Here is a 22,861-nt window from a genome sequence, read left to right on the forward strand (position 1 = left end):
TTAATTAAGCTCGGTTAACCCCTGAGCAACCTCCCAGGAGGTCTTACTGAAATGAGCATGGAGGGCCTGTTCTCTTCGATAAATACGGAGAGTTGTTCGCAGTAACTGAGGAGCAGGTAATATTTCCAGCAGCTTTTGTTTTTCAAAAGCAGGAATTTGTAGTATTTCACAGGCCATAAAAATCAACAAAGTCGGGTCATCTGGGAGTTGAAACTGGTGTAAATGGTTTTGAATGGATTCAGTCTCCCTATTGTTACTTGCTTCACTGATGCACTGGATGTAGGATTTTACCATTTTATAAAGAAGGCTTGCTCCCCTGACCACTTCCAGGGTCCGGGGGGATTCCGTGGGGAGAACTTCGACCTTCCCAACAGGAAAAGGATGGTAGCTCATAACTTCGGAAATTCGAAACCGATCCTGTCCTACAGCAATGAGATCAATCTGCCCGTCAGGAAGTGTTTTTAAGTGGATAATATGGGCAATGCAACCAATTTCAGATGGGGTGAGGGGAGGTATGGGGTATGGTTCTATTATTTGATACAAAGTGCCCAGGAGATGATCGGCTGCCATTGCTTTTTGCACCATTAACCGGTATCTTTCTTCGTGAATGTGCAGGTGTATGGGCATTCCAGGAAATAATACGGTATTTATTGGAAGTAACGGTAAAGTTAACATAAAAATATTCTAATACTTTCCCATCCATCCTGGTGGAAAGTATATAACCTCTATTGAGTTGACTGGTTGTGGCTATTGCCCGATTCCCGGCTCAAGGCGCAAGCTTGGGATCTACGAAAATTTCTACATAAAATGTGCAACGCACCAGGGAGCCTTCGGTGAGTGTCCAGTAGGTAAGATAATAACCGGGGTCTTTGGGGGCAACCATAGATATCGTAAGGTCGAAATTACTACCTGAGACCACGTTGGTTGGAAAATCAATCAGGTTCTTGCTGGTATGCATTGGCGTACCTCCCCCGAACCTGACATCAATATTATCTTTCGTCCAATCGCGGTCGCTGGTGTTTTGCAGAGTCCACAACGTGGTGAAGGAGGCACCTGGAGCGACACTGGAACCATCTGCTGGTGATTGATTAATGACTTTGCATTTTCCAGCCAGTGGTGGACGTTCATTCGTGGGATAAATGGTTTTGGGAATCGGGGTTAATGTTGGGAGAACAAAAGGTGTAAAAGTTGCCAGAGGCGTTGATGTTGGTCGACGAGTGGGAGTAAATACTTCGGTGGGGAGGGATGTGGGAGTCCAGGTAGGGGGTAAACGGCGAGGGGTGGGAGTGAAGGTTGGAATGAACAAAGAGGTGATCCCACCTCCGTCTGGCGGAAAAGGGTTGAACGGCATATTGGGGTTGATGAAGATCACCAAGAAGATGATTACCATCCCAATCATTCCAATGATCAGGAGGAAAGTTAGTATATCCCAAACTGATGTTTTCATAGCCAGATCCTCATGTGGACTACAATCTTCATCCGTTCCCTTACCTGATTATATAGGAAGTTTTTATAATCATATCCTAACGTGCAAGAAATACACCAGGTGATTTCCCGCTATTAAATGAGCAGATTAATTCTCCTATGTAGTATAAGAAAACAACCATGATAGTCAGGCGAAGCGATGGAAGAGTGGCAACGTCTGTGGCGAGGAATGGGCGGACATTTTACCAGAAAGAATTCTCCATCTGGGGGAGGGACATAAAAATTAACTCGTCTTATCGCCGTTTAATGCTTCGAGCGAGTAAGAGAATAACTCCACCAACCAAACCCGCTGCAGCCCCGAAGAGAAGTGCTTCTCTAGACCCAAAAAGCGGCGTCAATTCACCTTCTACGTTTTGGGCGATCAGGAAAACCACACTGCTATCTTTGAAGACAGCATTTCGGGTAACCATCACTGCTGCAGCACTCTGGTCCATGTTAACATCGGAACCGGCAACGATTACTTTGCTGGAAGACTGATCCATGACTACACCTGTTCCAGCTACCACTGCACCGGCAGAGGAGTTGCTCAGATGGGCATCTTTCTGGGATTGAACGAGGCCCAGCTTACTTCCATTCACATCGGCACTTTCTGCGTTTAGTTTTATCAGCGCGGTCTGTCGTAAAGTTGCGGTATTCGCTTCGGCGGATTGCACGATGCCCTGTCGCACGGTAATGTGGTTGGCGATCAACCGCTCTGAACGCTGCCCTTTTATCTCCAATTCAGCATTCCAATCGTGGTTTTGATTTTGTTGTGGATACATAAGCTTTTCTCTAGACCTTACACTTACATGGGGAACCAGAAATCGCCTGTGTGAAAAACAAACCGTAACAGAAGACTCCCTACCAGGATGAGTATAGATATCCCAATCATAAGATAATCTATCTCCTGGTATTTCAGGGATTCAACCCAGGTTCTCTTTTTTAATCCGAAACAACGCAAATCCATGGCATTGGTAATATCTTCTCCGGCTAAAATGGCATTCATGGTCACCGGAACAAACAAAGGAGCCATTCTGCGGATTCGGGTAAAAAGATTACCTTCTATTTTTTCCACCTCGTAACCTCGAGCACGCTGAGCGTCCAGAGTAATCTGAAAATCCCGGGCGAGTGTTGGTATAAAACGGAAGGCTAAATCCATGGTAAAGGCCAGTTTGTCGGGTAATCCAATCCCGCGAAAAGTCACTCCGTACTTTCGCGGATCCATGGTGAATGGAATAACCAAAAATAACGAGCCAATGGAAATAATGCGTAAAAACTGGGCTAATGCAAACCATACCCGTTCTCGGGTGAGTACATAATGGATGATCCACCCTGTGACCGGAATTTTGAGCTGGAACTGGAGTAAGGGTTTTCCACCGCTAATAACTCCCCCGATGGTTCCACCGCCGGTGATAATGGTGTTAACCAGAATCATCATCGTGGAGAGTACGAGGATAAATAACCATGCCCGGCGGGTTTCCTGCCATGTCAAACGTGCCAGGAATACCTGGAGGATGGATAAGACAAAGAAAAAAGATAGAATACGAATGTCCCAGAAAAGAACAATGGAAAATAACAACGCAAGAGACATGATCCACCGGGCGCGTGGATCAAAGCGTTCTATGAAGCTATGCCTTGGGCGGTAACTGAAACTAACCAGCATGGAAACCTCCTGCTGATCCAGTTTCCAGGGCAAATCGTGGAAACTGGATCAGCGTAAGGCCTGGAAGCTAACGGCCGGACCGGGCTACTATGGCACTATATGCAACCATGAGGATGGGAACGAGGATTAATCCATTGATGACGTTGGTAATGAATGCAGGGACGAAATTGAGCGAAATCGCGGTTGCCAGATCTATCCCCGAAACCCAAATTTCCGAGAGAGAAGCAACTCCCATTCCCAGGGCAACCCCGAGGACAACCATGCCTTCTGCTTTTAAGAGATCTCCCCAGCTGCGAAAATCTTTGATGCTCAGGTAAATCAAACCTGGAACCAGGGCCATCAGGCCGTTTCCAAGATCCCACCAGGGCCAAAAACCATATCCTGAAAGCAAGTCTGAGAGGATGTTCCCAATGGCTCCAGAAAGAAACCCGACGATTGGCCCAAAAGCTACACCGAAGAACATTGGAATGGCTACAGCAGGGCGAAGGGAGACGTTACCAGCACCGGGAATCTGGAGTAAATTGGTTGCATAAGACAGGACTCCATAGAGAGCAGCGCCGATGGCTGCAAATACGACTTCACGAGTACCAAAAGTCCACAATGATTTTTTCATCGTAACACCTCCGAATTTGAAGAACTGAATCAAAGATAGTTAACCAGAGCTTCCGCCCGCATGAAGCGCCCGGTCCGCGGAAGGAGCTCAAGGTTCAACCGTAAGAGAGAAGTGGGTAACACATGGGTACTGCGAAGCAACTCTGTGTCACTTAACACTTCTTCGGGCCGTCCATCGGCCATGATCTGGCCATCTTTAAAGAGGAGAATACGGTTGGAATAAATTAAGGCCAGGTCAAGATCATGGGTGATAAATAAGATGGCATCAAACCCCGGCATTTGAATGATTGCATCCATAAAAGAGAGATAATTCCAGTAATCCTGGCCAGTAGTTGGTTCATCCATCATCAAGATTCTAGAGCGCATGGCCAGAATGGCAGCAATGCTTACGCGCTTTTGCTGGCCAAATGAAAGTGCCAGCGGCGGAGACTTTCTTTCATGGAGAAGATTCACACTCTTTAATGCCCAATCAACATTTTGTTGAATCTGTTCGGGGGGATGCTTCAGGTTTTTGGGGCCGAATTCAAGTTCTTCCTGCACGGTAGGAGCAAAAAGCATCTGAGAAGGACTCTGGAAGACATATCCAAGGGTGGCGGCTGCCTGAGCTACCGAGAGCTGTTGTGTGGGCTTCCCTTCCAGAAAAACGGTACCTCGGGTTGGTTTGAGAAGGCCAATGGCATGTTTCACCAGAGTAGTTTTCCCGGCACCGTTGGGTCCCAGAATCGCAATAATATCTCCCTGGCGAACGGAAAAATTGACGTCCTTCAGAACCAGGTCGCTTTCTGGTTTGTATCTAAAATTCACATGATCAAAGCGAACCAGTTCTCTGGGGTCTGTCGGGGGTGCAGGCGGACAAATTGATGGGAACGAACCGGGTGTCAACCGCTTCACCACAACCTCAGCGGGAAGTTTTACCCGGTTTATTTCGATTGTGTCGAGCATCCCCTGGGGATCTCCAGAATATATTACCTGGCCATCCTCCATATACATCACACGATCAGGATGGATTGCCAGCACATCTTCAACACGATGTTCTACCATGATAATGGTTATTCCATCGTCTGCAAGTTTCCGGAACATTTGTAATGCATCAGCGGCAGAGACAGGATCAAGGCTTGCAAGGGGTTCGTCCAATAATAAAATTTTTGGTTGCATTACCAGAATGCCAGCCAGGGCTACTTTTTGTTTTTCTCCACCCGATAAACTGAAAGTTTCACGATCTCTCAGGTGAGATATTTTCAGGTATTCCAGGGTTTCTTCAACCCGATAAATGATCCTCTGTCGTGGAACTGCCAGGTTTTCTAAACCGAAAGCCACTTCGTTAAATACATGACTGGAGACAATTTGCCGCTCAGGATCCTGAAGTAAAGTGCCTACCTGCTGTGAAAGCTCAGACATACTGAGCTGTTGAACTGATTTACCGAAAATGGCGATTTCTCCCGTTAAGTCTCCCGAATATACTCTGGGAGCAAGTCCATTGATGCAACGTAACAGGGTGGTCTTTCCACATCCACTGGTACCGGCAATGAGGAGAAGCTCACCTGGTTTTACCTCCAGATTAATGTTTGTGATGGAGGGTGTGTTTCGCCGATGATAGCGGAAAGTCAGGTTTTGGATATACAGAGGAAGTTCTTGGTCCATCCGCATGGTGGTTTATCGATTGTCAGGAAAATTTCACAGTGATTTGATCCCCAATGCCCAGGCCGAGCCTCTTTTGGGCTGAGCCGTTAACGACGCCTATTGAAAGAAACCCTGCGCTATCCACCAGGGCTACCAGTTCCCCTGGCTGCCTGTCTCCAAAAGCTTTTGAAATTCCATCAATGCGGGCTGTGCCCGCCAGAATGATGACTTTTGATTCCTCTCTGAGCAAATCTCCGGCTAAATTTGTGGATAAATTCCCGAAATGATCCACATGAATGATATGAGCAAGGAAGCCATCCTCTGTCTTTTCGGGTTCGGGAAGTGACAGTTGAACAGGGTCGTACACCCGGGTTCCCATCTGGTCTGGCGAAATTCCCCGGGCAATGTATGCTGCAGCAGGGGCAAAGATATCGCGACCATGGAAGATGGAGCTGACCTCTTTGAGCCAGAATTGTGGTTGGTCAAGATGGAAATACTCAACAGGATGACCCCTATTCTCAACTTGCCTTGCGGCAACAGAGACCAGTCCGTTATCAGGGCCGACGAAGAATTGATTTCCAAGTCTCACGGCCAGCGGACGTCGATTTGTACCTACACCGGGGTCAACTACCACGACATGGACTGTTCCGCCAGGAAAGTAGGGGAGAGCACGGTCAAGAACAAGTGCCCCAGCCAAAATATTATGACGGGGCACATCATGAGTTAAATCAACCACTTTGGTTTCAGGCGCAATAGACCATATCACCCCGTGGAGGATGCCACAGGCATAATCGCTGTGGCCAAAATCGGTCGTTAATGTGACGAGGCTCATTTTGTTGATTTTCCCTCAACAGTGATTGTGTCGCCGACTTTGACACCGAGTAAAGAACTTGCATTACCGTTAACGACCGAGATAGATAGATCGTGATCGGTCCCGATTAGGGCAATTAGCTCTCCTGGAGGGCGCTCTCCAAAAGTTTTAACAAGCCCGTTAATCGTGTGCCCGGCCACGTTTATGGTAATTTGTTCCATCTCAGCCAGGTGAGTGTCCATGATATTAGTACTCAGATTACCAAAATGGTCTATAGCAATAACCTTGCCTATCCAGCCTTTTGGAGTACGAACAGGTTCGTCCAATTCAATCAACACAGGGTCGTCGATTGGATCACCCAGTTCTTCTAGCGGAACACCGGATGCCAGGTGAGCAGCGACCGGTGCAAAAATATCTCGTCCATGGAAAACGTAGCTGGGTTGCGGCAGCCAGAATTGTGGGCGGTTAAGGTGGATGATTTGTACAGGGTCGTTTGATTTTCTGGCTTCGCGGATCACGGGGGAAAAAAGGGCGTTATCCGGTCCGACGAAATAGTAACCCCCGAGCTTCAAGGCAATCGGACGCCGGTTTGTACCAACTCCCGGGTCAATCACAGCAACATGGATGGTATTTGTCGGGAAATATCGATAGGAGCGAAACAGGACCAGAGCTCCTTCTTGAATGTTCTGCGGTGCGATGGAATGAGTGATATCGGTGACCTGAACAGAGGGGGCGGTGCGATAGATCACCCCTTTCATGATCCCCGGATAGCCATCGAGGTAACCAAAATCGGTTAAAAGGGTAATGTGCCTCATTGGAATCATTATACAATGCAATGACAGATTTAAAGTCCTGATGAAGATAGCCAGCGAATCCCTAAAAAGCCAAGAATAAGGCATAATATGCCAGTCGCGGCAAACATGGGCTGGATGCCAATCCCATCCGCGAGAGCGCCGCTGATCCAGGGTCCGGCGAACATTCCAAATCCATAAATGGCCTGGTGTAATCCCATAGCGGTGGAACGCTGTTGATCGTCTACCCTGGATATAGATAATCCCATGAGCAGAGGATGAGAAATCCCTGCTCCAAGGCTTGAGATGAATTGAGCGAGAAAGAGCCAGCCCAGAGAAGGTGAGAAGGCGGCTAAAATGGTGCCTGCAGCAAGGAATGTAAAACTCGCAGTGGTCAATCGGCGATATCCAAACCGGGCTACTGCGGTTGCCACCATGTTCCCGATCATGACAACAGCGATGCTGCCACTGGTAAGCCCGCTTTGAACCCAACCACTGGCACCCAATCGGCTTGCCAGGATAGGAGTAAAACTAAACGTCACAGACCAGGTTACATACTGGGCAAGGGCTCCAAGCAATGAGGGGCGTAGCACGTCCGGGCGCTTCGCCAGGGAGAAGATTGAAGAGAGCGAGGGGGAGAAACCGGCGCGGCGAGCTTCAGGAACCGGGATAATGGCCAGGACAGCCACCAGGGCAAATATAATTGCGACAAAAAAAGCCAGCAGGTAACCGCCACTGATCTCATTCAACCAGCCTGTTAACGCAGTTGCAGTTAATCGTCCCACTGAATTCACGACTGTTAACATTGCTGTAGCCCGAATGGCTTCTTCGGGTGGAAATAACGCGCTGAAGAATACTGTCAGAGGAACCCACGTCCCAGCTGCCAGTCCCGTGATCGCACGACCAACCCCCAGGCCCAATCCGTTTTGAGCAGAGGCCATCACCCAGGCGCCCAATCCGGAGAGGAGAAAGCCACCAATGATGAAAGGTTTTCGTTTGCCTACCCAGTCGGATAGAATCCCTAGAGGAAATCTGATTAATGCCTGCCAGAGCCCGTACATGGATAGAATAACACCAACAACTGCAAGGTTTTCTACTTTACTCTTCACATAAACGGGCAAGGTGGGTAGGTAGAAGTACAGACTGGACCAATAAAGAGCCACTGCAAAAAACAGGAGGCTTATGGTGAATTTCCTTGAGCTCCGTAGGCTGGAAATTCCGGATGTGATCTTTTCCGATATTTGCATAAATAACCTCGGTGGATGGATGGCTTGAGTATATCATGTTCGAGAGTGTGTCATAGAGCCGTTAGGGTTTGAGTGATTATCCTGTAAACAGGGAGTGTCTGGGACGGATGATTTTACACAAGTAGGTATATTGGACGAAACGTGGAAGATGATGAAGAAAAAATTGAGTCGATCAAAACGTTTAAAAAAACAGGACGCCGGATGCCCTCTCCGACGTCCCGGGCTTTCTTGTTAGATTGTGGGCTAGGGTACAATTTGTGTACCGGTTTTCCCGGCGAGAGCGCGTAACATATTCTCTGGATTGGTGATCAGCGCACGCTTCCCACCATTTTCCAGGTACTGGATTACGGCCTGGATTTTTGGTTCCATGCTCCCTTTGCCAAACTGTCCTTCAGCGAGGTACTGTCTGGCTTCGGCCACCGTCATGCGGTCGAGCCAGCGAACGTCTGGCCGGTTGAAGTTCAGGGCTACCTTTTCGACCTCGGTGGAAATGAGAAATAAATCGGCCTGGATGGTATGAGCCAGGAGAGAAGAGGCTAGGTCTTTGTCAATTACGGCTTCCACACCCACCAGGTTCCCCTGCGCATCTTCTACCACAGGGATTCCACCGCCACCCACGCCAACCACGGTAAAACCCGCCTGAACCAGTGACAGAATGGCTTCCTGTTGGACGATGCGGATAGGACGGGGGGAGGGAACGACTCGCCGCCAACCACGCCCAGCATCTTCAATCACAGACCAGCCATCTTCGTCGCGGTGTCGCAAGGCTGTAGCTTCGTCCATAAATGAGCCAATGGGTTTGCTTGGGCAGTTGAAGGCCGGGTCTTGAGCATCAACGAGGGTTTGTGTAACCACGGTGACCGCGCGGTTGGGCATATTCCGCCGCTTAAATTCGTTTTCCAGAGCCATCTGAAACATATATCCGATGGAACCCTGTGTATTTGAGACACAATAGTCCAGTGGAATGCCGTGCAATTCTCTGGCGGCAATTTCAGACCGGCGCAGGATGAACCCAACCTGAGGGCCATTTCCATGAGTAACAATCACATCCCAGCCACTGGCTACCAATTCGACCACGTGGGGCATAGTCAGGCATGCTGCCGCGTACTGGTCAGGCAGGGTCTCGCGGCCTTTTTCACGGATCAAGGCATTACCACCCACAGCTACTACGGCGAGAGGTCGTTTTCGTTCATTCATATTTACTCCGGAATAACGTTAATTTGTTTTGCAAGAGACAGGATAGCTCCGATAAAGCAGGCCAGAGGGGCGCGAGTGATACCGGCTCCTACCTGGCCGATCCCCGCTTTGCGGTGAGCAATACCCGTGTTGATCACCGGGGTAATCCCTGTGTCGACCACACGACGAGCATCGATGCCGGCGGGTGAACCGCCAAAATTTAGCTGAGGTAGTGTAAAACTGCGATGACTTCCCAGGGTGATATGGAACATTTCGCGAGTGGTGGCCAGTGCGTCTTGCGGAGTTCCACCGACAAACTGCACAATGGCTGGTGCAGCAGCCATGGCAAAACCACCAATACCGGCTGTCTCGGTGATGGCGCTGTCCCCGAGGTCGGGAGCGGCATCTTCTTTCGTATAACCAGGGAAAAACAGTCCATCCACCACTGGTGCTGGAGCAGTGAACCACGCATCTCCCGTGCCACTCATGCGGATGCCAAATTCGACACCGTTGCGAGCCATGACTGTCACCAGGCTGGAACCAGCCACCCCATGAGCCGCATCGAGCATAGCCTTACATGCTGCCATGGATATGTTAAGAAAGAAATGGTCATTGGTGGCCATGAACTCAAGCAAACTGGCTGCTATGGTGGGGTCGTTGCCGCTGCGGAGAAGAGGGCCCGCCAGGCGCTTAAAGAGCAGAGATGAGGCGGCGGCGTTGCGATTGTGGCATTCATCACCCATGTGTAAGGCCTGAGCGATGATCGGTTTAAGCTCCAGACCGCCCAGAACCTGTAATGCGCGGTGAATGGCTGGAGCGAGCGTACTCGACATCCACCGCAGGCGTTCGAGCACTTCAGCGTCATACGCGCCAAAGCGGAGCACCCTTCCCAGCCCTTCGTTCAGGTTGCTAAAGGCGGTGTTTTCTCCAGCGATATTTTTTACCACCCAGACTGGCAATAGAGCAAATGGGGGATGTTATCGGGCAAGTTGCGGATGATCCGGCGGACTTCATCCATAGTGACCTGCCAGGCTTCACCTAACGCCGTTTCGCATTCTTTGAGCCTCAACATCATACGTCGCAGTGCGTGGAATCGGCAAGCTTGTTGTTTGATCTCTGGCTCATGAGCTACGACTGGATAACTGACCAGATCGTCCGTGACGATGACCTCTACGCCGCATTGGGTCACTAAGGGCTGAAGCCATTCCAGCAAGCTCTCCGGGTTGGCTTCCTGCACTTCGGTTAGTTCGACCGGCTGACCATTTCCCATGTCCAAGTATGACCATCAGCCATTGTCTTTCCCTTTCACTTTGGTATAAAACCCATCCAGACCCACCATATGCACTTTGTTCTTCTTTGAATGTTGCAAGGCAGCCCATTGCATATCACGTCAAACCGTCATGTGACACACAGGTGTTTGCCGGACCCCCAGAATCCCAGTGGTTTATCACAGACTGGCTCCGATTTTCCAGATTGAGGTACATAAAAAGCGCATCTGTTCGCTCTGATCCCCTATGGATAGTCTCGAAAATTTCTTCGATATTGTGTGCACCAGTAGCGGTATATCACAACCCATATCACCTGTGGATCGAACACCGGCTTATTGACATTCCCCCACTGCTGTAAGATCGAACACTCATTATATAATTGACTCGCTCGTTTTTCGGCTGCAGCTTTGACTTCAGGAAAATGAAGCGTCACAATGATAATGAGCAGGTTTCCTTTTCTATGACTTGTTTTTCCAAACTCATTCTAGAAAGGTGTCTGCTCTCTGTTACCAACCAAACCCACCGCTTATTGTGAAAATCGCTTTCTACTTTTTTCGCTTTGACGAATAGAAAAGAAGGCTGGGTTTCTGATTTCCTGAAATAGAGAATTTCAGCTGCCGCCGATGGCGCGAAGAAGGACCAAGATCCAAAGGCCGAACACGGCAACTATCGTCTCAATGGGTAGGGAAATGATGGCAGCCAATGCTCCTACCCACGCATGTAATAATACATAGGGTGAAAGACAGGGTGATGCAGCCATGGCATACCGTATGTTTCGCTTGCGGACTGAACTGGCGAGTAATGTTAAGCCAACCGGAATACTTATAGGCCATAAACTTGCATTATAGGTACGTGTAAGCGATAGGGTATCAAAAAAACGTAGTGGCCAAAAACCAAATACAATCCATGAGACCAGGAGAGCGAGAGATATCGGCCAAAAGACGCGTACAACTTCTTTGAAACCACCGTTTCGCCATGCTTCTACTAGCCAAAATATGCCCACACCAATTCCGATCTGCGGCTTGATAGAGAGAAAGAATAATCCAATCTGGGGTGGAAGGACAAAGCCTAACAAGGGCATCCATTCAATATTCGAATTTAATAAACAATGCAATACAGGAGGAGAAAGCAGAAAAGCAACACAGGATAAAGGTGTCGCACCCAATCGGCGAGCGGTAAAAGTGAATAATCCTAGCCCAAGTAAAAATAAGATGGCTCGACCTATATTTTCTGGTAACACCGCCAAGGGAATGAGAGGAAGAAGACTCCATGGGGCGCTAAAAAATATATCTACGCTGTACGGTGATTTTCCAGATAAAAATGCAAGTGCTGCCGGGCGATATGTATAATGCCAATCAATCCCATCAGGCAAATAGAGAGAGCCCAGAACAACCAGAAGAATAGCTAATAGGCACCCTGATAGAATTAACAAAATACGAGGAAAAAATTTATTAGTTGTTTTTAGGTATGGGGATGAATTCATTGAGGTTATCTGGCTAATCAGTGAATTTCTGCTTATTCTCTTGGATTAGTAAACCTAGTATCGAGTATTTCTTCGATGCCGTGATATTGCCTAATGACAGGGTCAACAAAAAGTACCTCAAAAAGAGTCCAGCAAACCAACGTGGTATGATCCCGTTGGCTTCCACCTTGGCTAGGTATCTTATGTAAAAGTGGCAGAAATCCAAAAAGGTGATCAGTGATATCGTAAGCCCTTTGGATGTACATCAAAAAAGAGGAGAAGTCAGATGACCCCCCAGGATGCGTGGCGAGAAGTAATGCGGAGAGGCGATTTCGTAGCAAAGGCAAGGGGATTCTATACAAAGGGTTAACTTGTAGCCTGTGGAGCAGGTTTGCCATGATAGTGGATAAACGCTGACTGTGGTGGTTTGAAAGAGGAAAAAGGGGGAGCTTTCAGGAATTGTTTTTCAACAGAGCGGCGGCTGGCGCATCCAGCAGCCAGGTAAGGTTCCCATCAGACGGATTTACAGCCCCGGCAGGTAATTCGGTGGATGAGGAGGCATGGCCAAGGATTTGTGCAACCCGCTCGGCCTTCGCAACGCCGGAGACAAGGAATAGAACCTCGCGTGCACGGTTGATGACGGGTAGAGTGAGGGTGACGCGCGGTACAAGTGGTGGCGGTGGCACGTTGTGAGAGACAGCCACTACCCAGCGGAATTGTTCATGGAGCGCTGGAGAGGAAGGGAACAGTGAGGCGGTGTGACCGTCCTCGCCAAGGCCGAGGAGGACCAAGTCAAAAAGGGGTGTATTGCCAAAGAAAGTGCGTAATTCCTGCTCGTAAAGCGCGGCGGCTTCATGGGGGGAAAGTTCCCCGGCGATACGATGGATATTTGCGCTGGGGATGGAAACCTGCAAAGATTCCTTCACCATGCGGTAGTTGCTTTCCGGGTGATCTGGCGGTACACACCGTTCATCACCCCAGAACAGGTGAACAGCTCTCCATGGGATTTGCGTAGAAAACTCCGGGTCTGCAAGACGGATGTAAAGCTGACGAGGGGTGCTGCCACCCGAAAGAGCCACCACAAATTGCCCTCGTTCCTCAATAGAGGTACGTGCCAGGGCTGTAAACAGCTCTGCCGCGGTTCTGGCAAGCGCCTTTGCATCGGGTGCAATGATGATTTTCATGCCTCTGGCTTTTTCATTGTGCCAGTTTTGATAAACGTCAGGCCCGAGGAGCACATGCTGACCTGCGTTCTACCAGGTTGCCCAGAAGTACCATGCGGCAGGGAGGAATGGCTTTCCCATGGATCAGATCATGGAGCATATATACTGCCGACCGACCCAGTTCGTATTTCGGCACGCTGAAAGTGGTCAAGGGTGGTGTGCTGAAAGCGCTATCGCGGACATCGTCAATCCCAACGACAGAAATATCCTCTGGAACTCGCAGGCCAGCATCTTTTATGGCATCCATCGCGCCAAAGGCAGCCCGATCGCTGACTGCAAAAACTGCTGTGGGTGGTTCCGGCAGAGCCAGTAATTGCTGCATTTGAACATAGCCTTTCCGTGGGTTACCCGAAACCGGTGGCGGTTGCAGGGCTGGATCGATGTCTATACCATGCTCGAGTAGAGCAACCCGATGGCCACGCATTCGATCGCGAAGACTGCTATATTTTAATGGCCCACCAATCCCTCCGATCCGCCGATGACCCAGTCCGATCAAATATTCCGTCATCATTCGTCCGGCAGTAAAATTGTCGGCGGTCAAAGAATGGATAGGGAAGGATTGGTAGTTTTCTATGAGTACAATGGGCACACCGACATTTGTAATTTTCTGGATGACCTGGGGGGTAACGTCTCCGTCGTTGGCTACGATCAGCCCATCAATATCTCGGCCCATCAGCTCACGCAGAGAGTTTAAGGGGTCAACATCAGGACGGTAAACGTGTAAAAGTACCTGATACCCCAGCTCATAAGCTGTGTCTTCAATTCCTGAAACTATACGTGTGTAAAAACCCTCACTCCGAGATGCTTCGGATAGTGATTCCATTAGCAATCCGAGCACCCTGGTTCCCGCGGCCAGGTTCTGACGGCTGCTGGCAATGTAGCCGAGGTCCTTCATGGCCTTGAGGACTCGCTCACGGCGGGCAGGGGCAACACCTGATTTTCCATTTAAAACCAGCGATACTGTCGAAAGGGAAACGCCCGCCGCAGCGGCAACATCACGCATGGTGGGGGATTTATGGCCAACTTTGATATTCACAAGAAAGTCAATCTTTCTTTATGAGAGTGATGGATTATATGATACCAAACAACAAAACAAAACCGAAGGGCAAAAATCATTAAAATAAAAAATGTAAAATTTTGTTTACATTTTAATAGATTGTTCTAAAAATTTCAATATCAATTCCAGGGCAGTTACAAACCAATGGTATTGGGATCTGGATAGCGGAGCCGTCAACCCCGGGTATTTCCGGGAATCAAGGGTAAATTTAGCCCTGTGAAGGGCGGTAATCCCCAAAAATATGGAATTGTTTTTAAACTTATTTCAGGTTTTTGTTTGATATTTTTATTGACATCATCAATTTGTTCGTGCTATAATTTGATTAATGTTTTATTAACAACGACCATCTCCCCGGCACTTAATGGTAACTGCTTTTCAATCTTTTTCACAGGTGACACGGGTGCTTGTTCCAATGGCTCCGGTGGTTTTTGCCAGTAACTCGTCCAGCAAAGAACGGCCGGCTTTGTCCAGAACGAACAAACACACAGGTCATAACTTTCCGCCCTACACATTTCCTTTTTGAACCTTGATGGAGGAAAAAATGAGTAACTATCCAAAGACGAGACGTGAGTTTTTAAAGCAGGCCGCGATGTTTGTTGCTGGGGCCACGCTGGCATCTTGCGCACCGGCCACAACCACGCAGGCGCCCCCTCAGGGTGAGGCCACTCAACCCGCTGCGGCGCAACCATCGGGTGCTGGAGATGAAGAGATTCAGCCGGGGGTTTTACGACGAGAATGCCTTATCCTGGAAGACCCAACCGGCACTGCAACCCCGGCGGACGACTTCAACCGCTGGCGCCCCGGTACACGTACCTACTCTACTGGCCTGCAACAGCTAGCCCTTGATGCTCTCTGGTATATTGATCCAGATGCAGGTGTCAATGGGGTATGGGATAACGCTGTTGCAGCTGAGAAGCCAATCTACAACGAAGATTTCACCACGATGACGGTCAAACTCCGCCAGGGATTGTACTGGAGTGACGGCGTGGAATTCACCGCAGAGGACCTGTATTACACCGTCGATGTCCAGATGAAAAATGATGGATGGAGTTACACGGGCCAGTTCCGTGGGAATATTGAGTCGATGGAAATGCCCGATAAATACACTGTGGTGTTCCATCTCAAGGCTCCTAACTCTCGTTTCCACTCCTTCTTCACGGTGCGCTGGGGAGCCTGCTTTATGATGCCAAAGCATGTCTTCGAGAAACAGGAAGATCCGCTGGCGTACAAGTTCAACCCTCCTGTATCTCTTGGTGCATACACTCTGAAAGACTTTGACCCCAATGGCAACTGGTTCCTCTGGCAGCGGCGTGATGACTGGCAACGGACTTCTCTGGGTCTCCTGGGTGAACCCAAGGTGAAATATGCCATGTATATTGCCCCTGGCCCGAGTGACAAGCGTGTGATCGCTCAGATGGAACACAAATTGGATGTCATTCACGACATCACTCCTGAGGGGCGCATCACATTAGCACAAAAGAGCCCGTCTTCTATTGGCTGGTTCAAATCCTTCCCCTGGGCGCATCCTGATCCAACCCTCCCCGCGGTGATTTACAACAACGAGAAACCCGGCCTGGATAAGAGAGAGGTCCGCTGGGCGTTGACACTGGCGATTGATATCGTGCGGGTGGCTATGGCCTCATACAAGGGGGCAGCAACCATATCAGCGATCCATGTTCCGCCTACGGGAATGTACCCCAAGTACTATTTCGAACCCCTGGAGGACTGGCTGAAGAACTTTACCATTAAAGTGGGAGGCCAGGATTACAAACCATTCGACCCAGATGCATGCAACCGCATTGCTGAAGAAGCTCGAAAGACCCTGGGGGACCTGGTGCCTACCGACCCGGCTGAGATTCGCAAGTCACTGGGGGCTGGTTGGTGGAAATATGATTTGAAAGCCGCTGAACAGCTCATGCTGGATGCTGGCATGAAACGGGGTAGTGACGGTAAGTGGAAACTCCCCGATGGTTCTGATTGGAAAGTTCCCATGATGAGCATGAATCAGAGCAACCCAACCATGAACCGCTGTGCCAGCATGGTTGCTGAATGCTGGTCGGAGTTTGGTGTTGATACGATGCTGGATGCCCGCGATAATCCCTGGGATATTATGAGCCTGGGAGAATACAGCGCTAACCTGGCCTGGACCATCGAGACCTGGGGCGGTCACCCGGATTTGTTCTTCTTCCTCTCTTCATGGCATTCCAAGTTCTATCAGCCAAGTGGAACGCGCGCTTCTGGAAGCAATAGCATGCGCTGGAAGAACCCGGAATTAGACCGGATCATTGAGAGCATCCAGAAACTCGATTTCGATGATCCCAAGGGAATCGAGCTTGGGCAGGAGTTTATTAAACTTGCCGCTCAGGAGATGCCAATAACTCCGCTGATGGCGTATAATGTATTTACGGTCTGCGATACCACGTATTTCACCGGGTATCCTACTGCGGAAGATCCGTATACCGATCCAGTACCTAACTGGGCGAATACCAAGTACATGTTCATTAAGATCAAGCCAAAGGCGTAGCGCGATTTTGGTTTGACCATGGACGGGCCCTCCCTTCTCATTTCATGGGAGGGGAGGGCCAAAAACCTTAAAGGCTATTGACTATTCATCTCCGGAAAGTTATGTTGCTGGTAGTTCTAATCCTGAGATGAGGAGTAAATTTCACAAAAACCATTGGACCTCGTTGAGGAATGATCGACTTAAAACAAACAATCCCTTGAATTTTCTCCCCCACAAATGGCTTCTTAACCCATGAATATTGTGGGGGTTTATTTTTCTAGGAGGTCGCAAAATGCGAAAATTCCTGTTACATTATCTTCTTCCCCGAATAGCACAATATTTAACGGTTATTTTTATAGGAATCACGGTAACTTTTATCATCCCCCGACTCTCACCGACGGACCCGGTTGAAGCGCAGGTGAGTATGATCCTTTCAAGTGGTTCTGCTGTAGACCCGGAGGCTATTGAACATATGCGACAGGCGCTCACGGAGATGTATGGCCTATCAGGTAGCCCGTTGGAGCAGTATATTGCTTTCTGGGGGCGACTGTTACGCGGGGATCTTGGGCCTTCTCTATCCACATTCCCAACCCCTGTAACACGGCTGATCGGCCAGGCTCTGCCATGGACTCTGGGCCTCATGCTTACCGCGGTGATTTTATCGTGGATTATCGGTAATGTTCTTGGTGCCCTGGCCAGTTATTATCCAAAAAGTAAGCTCATCTATGCTATCGACCTGATGAGCCAGGCTGTTCGCCCTATCCCTTATTATGTGGTGGCTCTGGTACTTCTTGTGGTTTTTGCTTACCTGATCCCCATTTTTCCTTTCAGTGGGGCATATCCGGTTGGCACCCGGCCCAGTTTAACTCCCAGCTTCGTTTTAATTTACTTGAAGCATTCGGCACTCCCGGCACTCACTTTGATCCTGGTAGGATTTGGCGGGTGGTTTATCGGGATGAAATCACTTACCTCAAACATTATTTCTGAGGATTATGTGGTTTATGCAGAGACCACAGGTATTAAGGAGCGTAAAATTCTCACGCAATACGTGATGCGGAATGCTATGCTCCCGCAAATCACCGGCCTGGGTCTTTCGCTTGGGACGGTGTTCAGTGGGGCATTGATTATGGAAGTGGTTTTTCAATATCCTGGCATGGGGATGTTGACCCTTCAGGCGATTTTCCGTAATGACTATTCGCTTATCATGGGTATTGCGATTTATTCCATTATCGGGGTTGCCACCTCGGTATTTCTGATGGATCTGATTTACCCCTTATTTGATCCGCGGGTTCGTTATCAATAGGGAGGTTAGCCATGACCATTCTACGAATTATCCGTGACCTTCTAAAATACGATAGCCGATTTCGTCTTGCGTTTATATTTTTGTCCACCATTCTTATCATGATGCTCCTCTCGCTGGTGTCTCCATACAATCCCAACAAGACTTTCGTAGTTGCTATGGATACCCCGCCTTCTCTTGAGCATCCGTTTGGGACCAGTTCACGAGGACAGGATATTTTCTGGTGGATGACGTTTGCAGTGCGAAATTCATTTCTACTGGGTATGGTCACAGCAGCTCTGTCCCGCGTCATTGCGATCATTGTCGGGTTAATAGCCGGATATGAAGGCGGGTGGCTGGACAAAGTCCTCATGGCCATTAACGACAGTTTTGTCGTCATGCCTTTGCTGCCAATCCTAATCCTGCTCGGCTTTCTGCTACGCGGCAAGATGAATTTCTTCACTCTGGGATTAATTTTGGGGGTATTCGGCTGGCCCTGGGACGCCCGATTAATTCGTTCTCAGGTGCTGAGTCTCAAGGAACGGGCTTTTACACGGACAGCGGTTTACTCTGGTACTCACCCCTTCTGGATTACGATTCACGAACATCTTCCCTTTGTGTTGCCCATAGTCTTTGCCACTACTATTAATAACATGTTGTGGTCGATTGGAATGGAAGTTACTCTGAGTGTGCTTGGCCTCTCGGATGTCAGCACCCCGACAATTGGTACGGCACTCTTCTGGGCCAATCAGCATGGAGCACTGGTGGCAGGGGTGTGGTGGTGGATTGCGGCACCAACACTGATCGCTATTATCCTCTTCCTTGGACTTTACTTGTTGTTCTCAAGCATCAACGAGTATATTGACCCACGGACACGTCTACGTTTAATTGGAGGTTAACTGTGGCCATTCTCAGTGTACGTGATCTCCGAGCCTATTATCGGACTGAAGCTTACGGGATTTCTCGAACCGTACACGCCGTGGATGGGGTTTCTTTTGATCTACACCCAGACGAGATATACGGGGTGGCCGGTGAATCCAGTTGTGGTAAGAGCACGCTCATTAAGGTAATTTCTGGAAATGTCAAACCTCCGTTAAAAGCCTATTCGGGGAGTGTAGAGTATGACAATGGTCTGCAGAAAGTGGATATGCTGACCATCTCGCCTGAAGAAATGCGGCGGAACATTCGCTGGAAAGAAATATCCTACGTCATGCAGGGTTCGATGAGCGTTCTCAACCCGGTTCGGAAAATTATTAAGACCTTTGAAGATATTGTTGAATCGCATCGAGGAATACAAGATAAGAAGGTATTTCGAGAGCAGGTTGAAGCGCATATTAATCGCCTTGGTCTCCCAACTGACGTGCTCAATGCCTATCCGCATCAACTCTCTGGTGGAATGAGGCAGCGGGTAGCAATTGCTCTTGCAACCATGTTCCAGCCGCGACTGATTATTGCTGATGAGCCAACTACTGCGCTCGATGTGGTGGTCCAACGTGGTGTATTGCAAATGCTAAAGGAGATTCAGGCCGAAAGCAAGAATACAGTTTTGCTTGTTACTCACGATATGGCTGTTCATGCGAACGTGGCTGATCGGGTGATGATTATGTATGCAGGTCGGATTGTTGAAGAGGCTCCTACCAAAACGATTTTCAAGTCGCCTTTGCATCCCTACACCAAACATCTGATCAGTTCGCTTCCTATGATCGGTGTCCGAACCACTAAAACCAGTCTGCGTGGAAGCCCTCCCAACCTCGCTAACCCGCCAAGTGGCTGCAGGTTCCATCCTCGCTGTCCTTTAGCCATGGAAGTGTGCCGGACTGAAATTCCAGAAATGGTTGATGTAGAGTCCCGGCATCGGGTAGCCTGTCATCTGGTAAAAGGAGGTGCGCTATGAGTGTGGATGGAAACCTGTTCGATGTTCAAAATGTTTCGGTTGTTTTTCAGATTGGCGGATTGCTTGGGGGTGTAAAACTGGTGGCCGTCAATGACGTTTCTTTCACCCTCTCACGAGAAAAGGCAGAGATTTTTACCATTGCGGGGGAAAGTGGAAGCGGCAAGACGACCCTTTCCCGCTTGCTTCTTGGTGATCTCCATCCTACTTCAGGAAAAGTGTTCTTTGAAGGCCGGGATTTATCGGAGTTCCGCAGCCGGGCTGAATTGAAGTCTTTTATAAAAAAGGTGCAACCGGTATTCCAGAATCCATTTGAAACCTTTAATCCCCTTCGAAGAGTAGAAGCTTATCTGTTTGACACAGCCATCAATTTTGGGGTGGCAAACAATGTAAAAGAGGCGGCGATGGTTGTGGATCATGCCCTGCAACAAGTTGGATTGTCGCTGGCAGAGGTGAGTAAACGTTATCCGCATGAGCTTTCGGGGGGACAAATTCAACGGATTTCCATCGCTCGGGCACTCATACCCAGGCCGCGAGTCATTCTGGCGGATGAGCCCGTTTCCATGGTAGATGCATCATTACGGATGGAAATTGTCAATCTTTTCCGTACTTTACGCGATGAAGAGAAAGTGAGTGTTATTTATATTACTCATGATCTGGCTACGGCTTACTACATTAGTGACCGGATTGCCATTATGCTCCGTGGAAATATTGTCGAAGCGGGGCCAGTGGAGGAGGTTCTTGAGCGCCCGATGCATCCCTATTCACAGTTATTGAAAGAATCGGTACCTGAGCCTGAGCCAGAAGAAAAAGATGCATGGGTAAAGCACATTTCTCTTGGGGTTACGGAAGTCAATGAGTATAACCAGGTCGGGTGTAAATTCGCCGGTCGTTGTCCCCATGTGATGGATGTTTGTCGCCAGGCTGACCCACCCAATATATCAGTGGGCCCAAGAACGGTGAAGTGTTACCTGTATACAGAACAAGCTCGGGAAGCTGCCGGACATCCTGAGATGGAAGAGGCCAGGAAGTAACTTATTCTAAACCATGGAGACAGGCTGAGATGCTCCGCCATTACCCTGGCTGGTTGGCCGCAATATCAACCTTCTCCCAACGAAATACTCAGTGAGGATTTTCCATGTCTACAACACGCATCACAATAAACCCAACCGACACCATTGCCACAATCAATCCCAATATTTATGGTCACTTTGCAGAACACCTTGGCCGCTGTATCTATGATGGCATCTGGGTGGGAGAGGAATCGCCGATTCCGAACATTCATGGATTTCGCAAGGATGTTATTGAAACGTTGCGGCGGATGAAAGTCCCTGTGATCCGTTGGCCTGGCGGGTGTTTTGCTGATGACTACCACTGGCAGGATGGTATTGGGCCACGAAGTCAACGCCCGCGCCGGATTAATATCCACTGGGGAGAGGTGATTGAAACCAACCAGGTGGGTACGATAGAATTTGTACAATTTTGCCGTCTGATTGGTGCAGAGCCATATTTCTGTGGTAATGTAGGCTCCGGCACACCTCGCGAACTGCGGGATTGGATTGAATACTGCAACTTTCCCGTATCTGACCTATCTGGCTCTACCTGGGCGCAACAGCGTGCCGCCGATGGAAGCCCGGCACCGCTTGATGTGACTTACTGGGGTGTTGGAAATGAAAACTGGGGTTGTGGTGGCAATTTCTCGCCAGAAGATTACTGCACCGAGTTTCGGCGCTTTGCTTCATTTATACGCGGGTTCGGAAAGAAACTGAATGTCATTGCCTGTGGCCCGGCTAATAACGATGTGGAATGGACAGATCGATTCTTCCGAAAACTCCATAAGGATTATTGGCCTTTCAACAATATCGATGGCTTCGCTGCTCATTATTACTGCGGTACAGCTGGCACGGCTACCCAGTATACAGAAGAAGAATGGTACCGCCTGCTGGAAAAGGGGCTCCGAATGGAAGAACTGGTGGTACAACAACGGGCGGCAATGGATGCCTGGGATCCTACACGAAAGATTGGTCTCATTATTGATGAGTGGGGAACGTGGCATCCTGTGGAAGAAGGAACCAACCCGGCTTTCCTTTATCAGCAAAACACCATACGCGATGCGATTGTTGCGGCTAATACACTGGATATCTTCAATCGCCATGCCGATAAGGTAGTGATGGCCAATATTGCTCAGATGGTCAATGTGCTTCAGGCAGTGATCCTCACCGAAGGGGAGAATATGCTAGTCACTCCTACCGGGTATGTGTATGAAATGTATGCTCCTCATCAGGGGGCACAGTCGCTACGTCTGCGGGTTGAGACGCCCGAGATTCACTTCCAGAAAACGAAGATTCTGCAAACCTCGTGGCAGAGCGCCCTGCAAAAAGGCGAGAAAATGGAAGGGAATATCCCCGCTGTGTCGGGAAGTGCCTCTATACGGGAGAATGTACTTTTCATCAGTCTCACCAATAGTCATGTCCATGAAGAGGCCGAGATTGTAGTGAACCTCCTTGGAGATGCCAGAGCAGAGCGCGCACAGGCCAGGGTGTTAAGTGGTGAAATTCATGCTCACAACACTTTTGATGCACCACACCAGGTGGTCCCTCAGCCCATGACGGTGGATGTAAAAAACCAGCAGCTGCATGTTGTCCTACCACCGGCTTCAGTGGTTACCATCACCGTGGTGCTTTCAGGTTTTTGAGTGATTGAGGAGATGAAGTGACGTTTTCTGGATCATGAGGTAAAGTGGCTAGTCGAGGAGGGCCGGTTATTGCCGGGCCGGCCCTCATGGTATGGAGGT

Annotated in this window: 20 protein-coding genes and 1 pseudogene; 6 read left to right on the forward strand and 15 right to left on the reverse strand. The window is 49.2% G+C overall.

The window, feature by feature from the left end; all coding sequences use genetic code 11:
• The 15 genes and pseudogenes from ATHL_RS06035 to ATHL_RS06100 all read right to left on the reverse strand — a co-directional run bounded on the left by ATHL_RS06035 (window position 1) and on the right by ATHL_RS06100 (window position 14,340).
• On the reverse strand, window positions 1-675 hold the full coding sequence (locus tag ATHL_RS06035; RefSeq protein ID WP_062190822.1) for an LON peptidase substrate-binding domain-containing protein: 675 nt from the start codon (window positions 673-675) through the stop codon (window positions 1-3).
• A gap of 91 nt (window positions 676-766) precedes the next feature.
• The gene (locus ATHL_RS06040; RefSeq protein WP_062190825.1) at window positions 767-1,447 is read right to left on the reverse strand and encodes an NBR1-Ig-like domain-containing protein; all 681 of its coding nucleotides are present in this window, start codon (window positions 1,445-1,447) and stop codon (window positions 767-769) included.
• A 271-nt stretch (window positions 1,448-1,718) separates the two neighbouring features.
• Window positions 1,719-2,246: a hypothetical protein gene (locus tag ATHL_RS06045; protein WP_062190828.1), complete on the reverse strand. Its 528-nt coding sequence runs from the start codon at window positions 2,244-2,246 to the stop codon at window positions 1,719-1,721.
• A 23-nt stretch (window positions 2,247-2,269) separates the two neighbouring features.
• Entirely contained in the window at window positions 2,270-3,127 is an 858-nt protein-coding gene (locus ATHL_RS06050) for an energy-coupling factor transporter transmembrane component T family protein (RefSeq protein ID WP_062190831.1), read from the reverse strand.
• 67 nt (window positions 3,128-3,194) lie between these two features.
• On the reverse strand, window positions 3,195-3,740 hold the full coding sequence (locus tag ATHL_RS06055; RefSeq protein ID WP_062190834.1) for an ECF transporter S component: 546 nt from the start codon (window positions 3,738-3,740) through the stop codon (window positions 3,195-3,197).
• A 29-nt stretch (window positions 3,741-3,769) separates the two neighbouring features.
• A complete protein-coding gene (locus tag ATHL_RS06060) occupies window positions 3,770-5,380 on the reverse strand; it encodes an ABC transporter ATP-binding protein (protein WP_236822339.1) in 1,611 nt (536 codons plus the stop codon).
• 22 nt (window positions 5,381-5,402) lie between these two features.
• Window positions 5,403-6,191, reverse strand: a complete 789-nt coding sequence (locus ATHL_RS06065; RefSeq protein ID WP_084001215.1) for an SAM hydrolase/SAM-dependent halogenase family protein — start codon at window positions 6,189-6,191, stop codon at window positions 5,403-5,405.
• Window positions 6,188-6,985, reverse strand: coding sequence for an SAM hydrolase/SAM-dependent halogenase family protein (locus ATHL_RS06070; protein ID WP_062190843.1), 798 nt, complete (start codon window positions 6,983-6,985; stop codon window positions 6,188-6,190). Before ATHL_RS06070 ends, ATHL_RS06065 begins: the two co-directional genes overlap by 4 nt.
• 29 nt (window positions 6,986-7,014) lie before the next feature.
• Window positions 7,015-8,208: an MFS transporter gene (locus tag ATHL_RS06075; protein ID WP_084001217.1), complete on the reverse strand. Its 1,194-nt coding sequence runs from the start codon at window positions 8,206-8,208 to the stop codon at window positions 7,015-7,017.
• 243 nt (window positions 8,209-8,451) lie between these two features.
• Complete coding sequence (gene arcC / locus ATHL_RS06080) at window positions 8,452-9,405, reverse strand: carbamate kinase (protein ID WP_062190849.1); 954 nt, start codon at window positions 9,403-9,405, stop codon at window positions 8,452-8,454.
• Between the two features lie 2 nt (window positions 9,406-9,407).
• Window positions 9,408-10,343, reverse strand: a pseudogene (locus ATHL_RS06085) (YlbE family protein); the annotation flags it as partial.
• A complete protein-coding gene (locus ATHL_RS06090; RefSeq protein WP_062190855.1) occupies window positions 10,325-10,654 on the reverse strand; it encodes a hypothetical protein in 330 nt (109 codons plus the stop codon). The gene ATHL_RS06090 and the pseudogene ATHL_RS06085, both read right to left, overlap by 19 nt.
• A 608-nt stretch (window positions 10,655-11,262) precedes the next feature.
• Window positions 11,263-12,135, reverse strand: a complete 873-nt coding sequence (locus tag ATHL_RS18830; RefSeq protein ID WP_162787614.1) for a hypothetical protein — start codon at window positions 12,133-12,135, stop codon at window positions 11,263-11,265.
• Window positions 12,136-12,566: 431 nt separating this feature from the next.
• The gene (gene pgl / locus ATHL_RS06095; RefSeq protein WP_062190975.1) at window positions 12,567-13,298 is read right to left on the reverse strand and encodes a 6-phosphogluconolactonase; all 732 of its coding nucleotides are present in this window, start codon (window positions 13,296-13,298) and stop codon (window positions 12,567-12,569) included.
• A 37-nt stretch (window positions 13,299-13,335) separates the two neighbouring features.
• Entirely contained in the window at window positions 13,336-14,340 is a 1,005-nt protein-coding gene (locus ATHL_RS06100) for a LacI family DNA-binding transcriptional regulator (protein WP_162787615.1), read from the reverse strand.
• 595 nt (window positions 14,341-14,935) lie between these two features.
• Here ATHL_RS06100 and ATHL_RS06105 point away from each other — a divergent pair.
• From ATHL_RS06105 to ATHL_RS06130, 6 genes are all read left to right on the forward strand, one after another.
• Complete coding sequence (locus ATHL_RS06105; RefSeq protein WP_062190862.1) at window positions 14,936-16,918, forward strand: ABC transporter substrate-binding protein; 1,983 nt, start codon at window positions 14,936-14,938, stop codon at window positions 16,916-16,918.
• Between the two features lie 271 nt (window positions 16,919-17,189).
• Entirely contained in the window at window positions 17,190-18,200 is a 1,011-nt protein-coding gene (locus ATHL_RS06110; RefSeq protein ID WP_062190865.1) for an ABC transporter permease, read from the forward strand.
• A 17-nt stretch (window positions 18,201-18,217) separates the two neighbouring features.
• Window positions 18,218-19,075, forward strand: coding sequence for an ABC transporter permease (locus tag ATHL_RS06115; RefSeq protein WP_114679516.1), 858 nt, complete (start codon window positions 18,218-18,220; stop codon window positions 19,073-19,075).
• 2 nt (window positions 19,076-19,077) lie between these two features.
• Window positions 19,078-20,070: an ABC transporter ATP-binding protein gene (locus ATHL_RS06120; protein ID WP_062190871.1), complete on the forward strand. Its 993-nt coding sequence runs from the start codon at window positions 19,078-19,080 to the stop codon at window positions 20,068-20,070.
• Entirely contained in the window at window positions 20,067-21,101 is a 1,035-nt protein-coding gene (locus ATHL_RS06125; protein ID WP_062190874.1) for an ABC transporter ATP-binding protein, read from the forward strand. The genes ATHL_RS06120 and ATHL_RS06125 overlap by 4 nt, the downstream gene beginning before the upstream one ends.
• Window positions 21,102-21,205: 104 nt before the next feature.
• Entirely contained in the window at window positions 21,206-22,762 is a 1,557-nt protein-coding gene (locus ATHL_RS06130; RefSeq protein WP_062190878.1) for an alpha-N-arabinofuranosidase, read from the forward strand.
• Window positions 22,763-22,861 lie beyond the last annotated feature (99 nt).

Origin of the sequence: Anaerolinea thermolimosa (assembly GCF_001050195.2) — a bacterium.
GTDB lineage: Bacteria > Chloroflexota > Anaerolineae > Anaerolineales > Anaerolineaceae > Anaerolinea > Anaerolinea thermolimosa.

What these genes read in the sequence shown, in the direction of transcription:
- arcC (WP_062190849.1), bottom strand. Translation starts at nt 9,405, where the DNA reads ATGAATGAACGAAAACGACCTCTCGCCGTAGTAGCTGTGGGTGGTAAT.
- ATHL_RS06045 (WP_062190828.1), bottom strand. Translation starts at nt 2,246, where the DNA reads ATGTATCCACAACAAAATCAAAACCACGATTGGAATGCTGAATTGGAG.
- ATHL_RS06065 (WP_084001215.1), bottom strand. Translation starts at nt 6,191, where the DNA reads ATGAGCCTCGTCACATTAACGACCGATTTTGGCCACAGCGATTATGCC.
- ATHL_RS18830 (WP_162787614.1), bottom strand. Translation starts at nt 12,135, where the DNA reads ATGAATTCATCCCCATACCTAAAAACAACTAATAAATTTTTTCCTCGT.
- ATHL_RS06040 (WP_062190825.1), bottom strand. Translation starts at nt 1,447, where the DNA reads ATGAAAACATCAGTTTGGGATATACTAACTTTCCTCCTGATCATTGGA.
- ATHL_RS06060 (WP_236822339.1), bottom strand. Translation starts at nt 5,380, where the DNA reads ATGGACCAAGAACTTCCTCTGTATATCCAAAACCTGACTTTCCGCTAT.
- ATHL_RS06105 (WP_062190862.1), top strand. Translation starts at nt 14,936, where the DNA reads ATGAGTAACTATCCAAAGACGAGACGTGAGTTTTTAAAGCAGGCCGCG.
- ATHL_RS06100 (WP_162787615.1), bottom strand. Translation starts at nt 14,340, where the DNA reads ATGCGTGATGTTGCCGCTGCGGCGGGCGTTTCCCTTTCGACAGTATCG.
- ATHL_RS06050 (WP_062190831.1), bottom strand. Translation starts at nt 3,127, where the DNA reads ATGCTGGTTAGTTTCAGTTACCGCCCAAGGCATAGCTTCATAGAACGC.
- ATHL_RS06075 (WP_084001217.1), bottom strand. Translation starts at nt 8,208, where the DNA reads ATGCAAATATCGGAAAAGATCACATCCGGAATTTCCAGCCTACGGAGC.
- ATHL_RS06035 (WP_062190822.1), bottom strand. Translation starts at nt 675, where the DNA reads ATGTTAACTTTACCGTTACTTCCAATAAATACCGTATTATTTCCTGGA.
- ATHL_RS06070 (WP_062190843.1), bottom strand. Translation starts at nt 6,985, where the DNA reads ATGAGGCACATTACCCTTTTAACCGATTTTGGTTACCTCGATGGCTAT.
- ATHL_RS06130 (WP_062190878.1), top strand. Translation starts at nt 21,206, where the DNA reads ATGTCTACAACACGCATCACAATAAACCCAACCGACACCATTGCCACA.
- ATHL_RS06110 (WP_062190865.1), top strand. Translation starts at nt 17,190, where the DNA reads ATGCGAAAATTCCTGTTACATTATCTTCTTCCCCGAATAGCACAATAT.
- pgl (WP_062190975.1), bottom strand. Translation starts at nt 13,298, where the DNA reads ATGAAAATCATCATTGCACCCGATGCAAAGGCGCTTGCCAGAACCGCG.
- ATHL_RS06125 (WP_062190874.1), top strand. Translation starts at nt 20,067, where the DNA reads ATGAGTGTGGATGGAAACCTGTTCGATGTTCAAAATGTTTCGGTTGTT.
- ATHL_RS06055 (WP_062190834.1), bottom strand. Translation starts at nt 3,740, where the DNA reads ATGAAAAAATCATTGTGGACTTTTGGTACTCGTGAAGTCGTATTTGCA.
- ATHL_RS06090 (WP_062190855.1), bottom strand. Translation starts at nt 10,654, where the DNA reads ATGGGAAATGGTCAGCCGGTCGAACTAACCGAAGTGCAGGAAGCCAAC.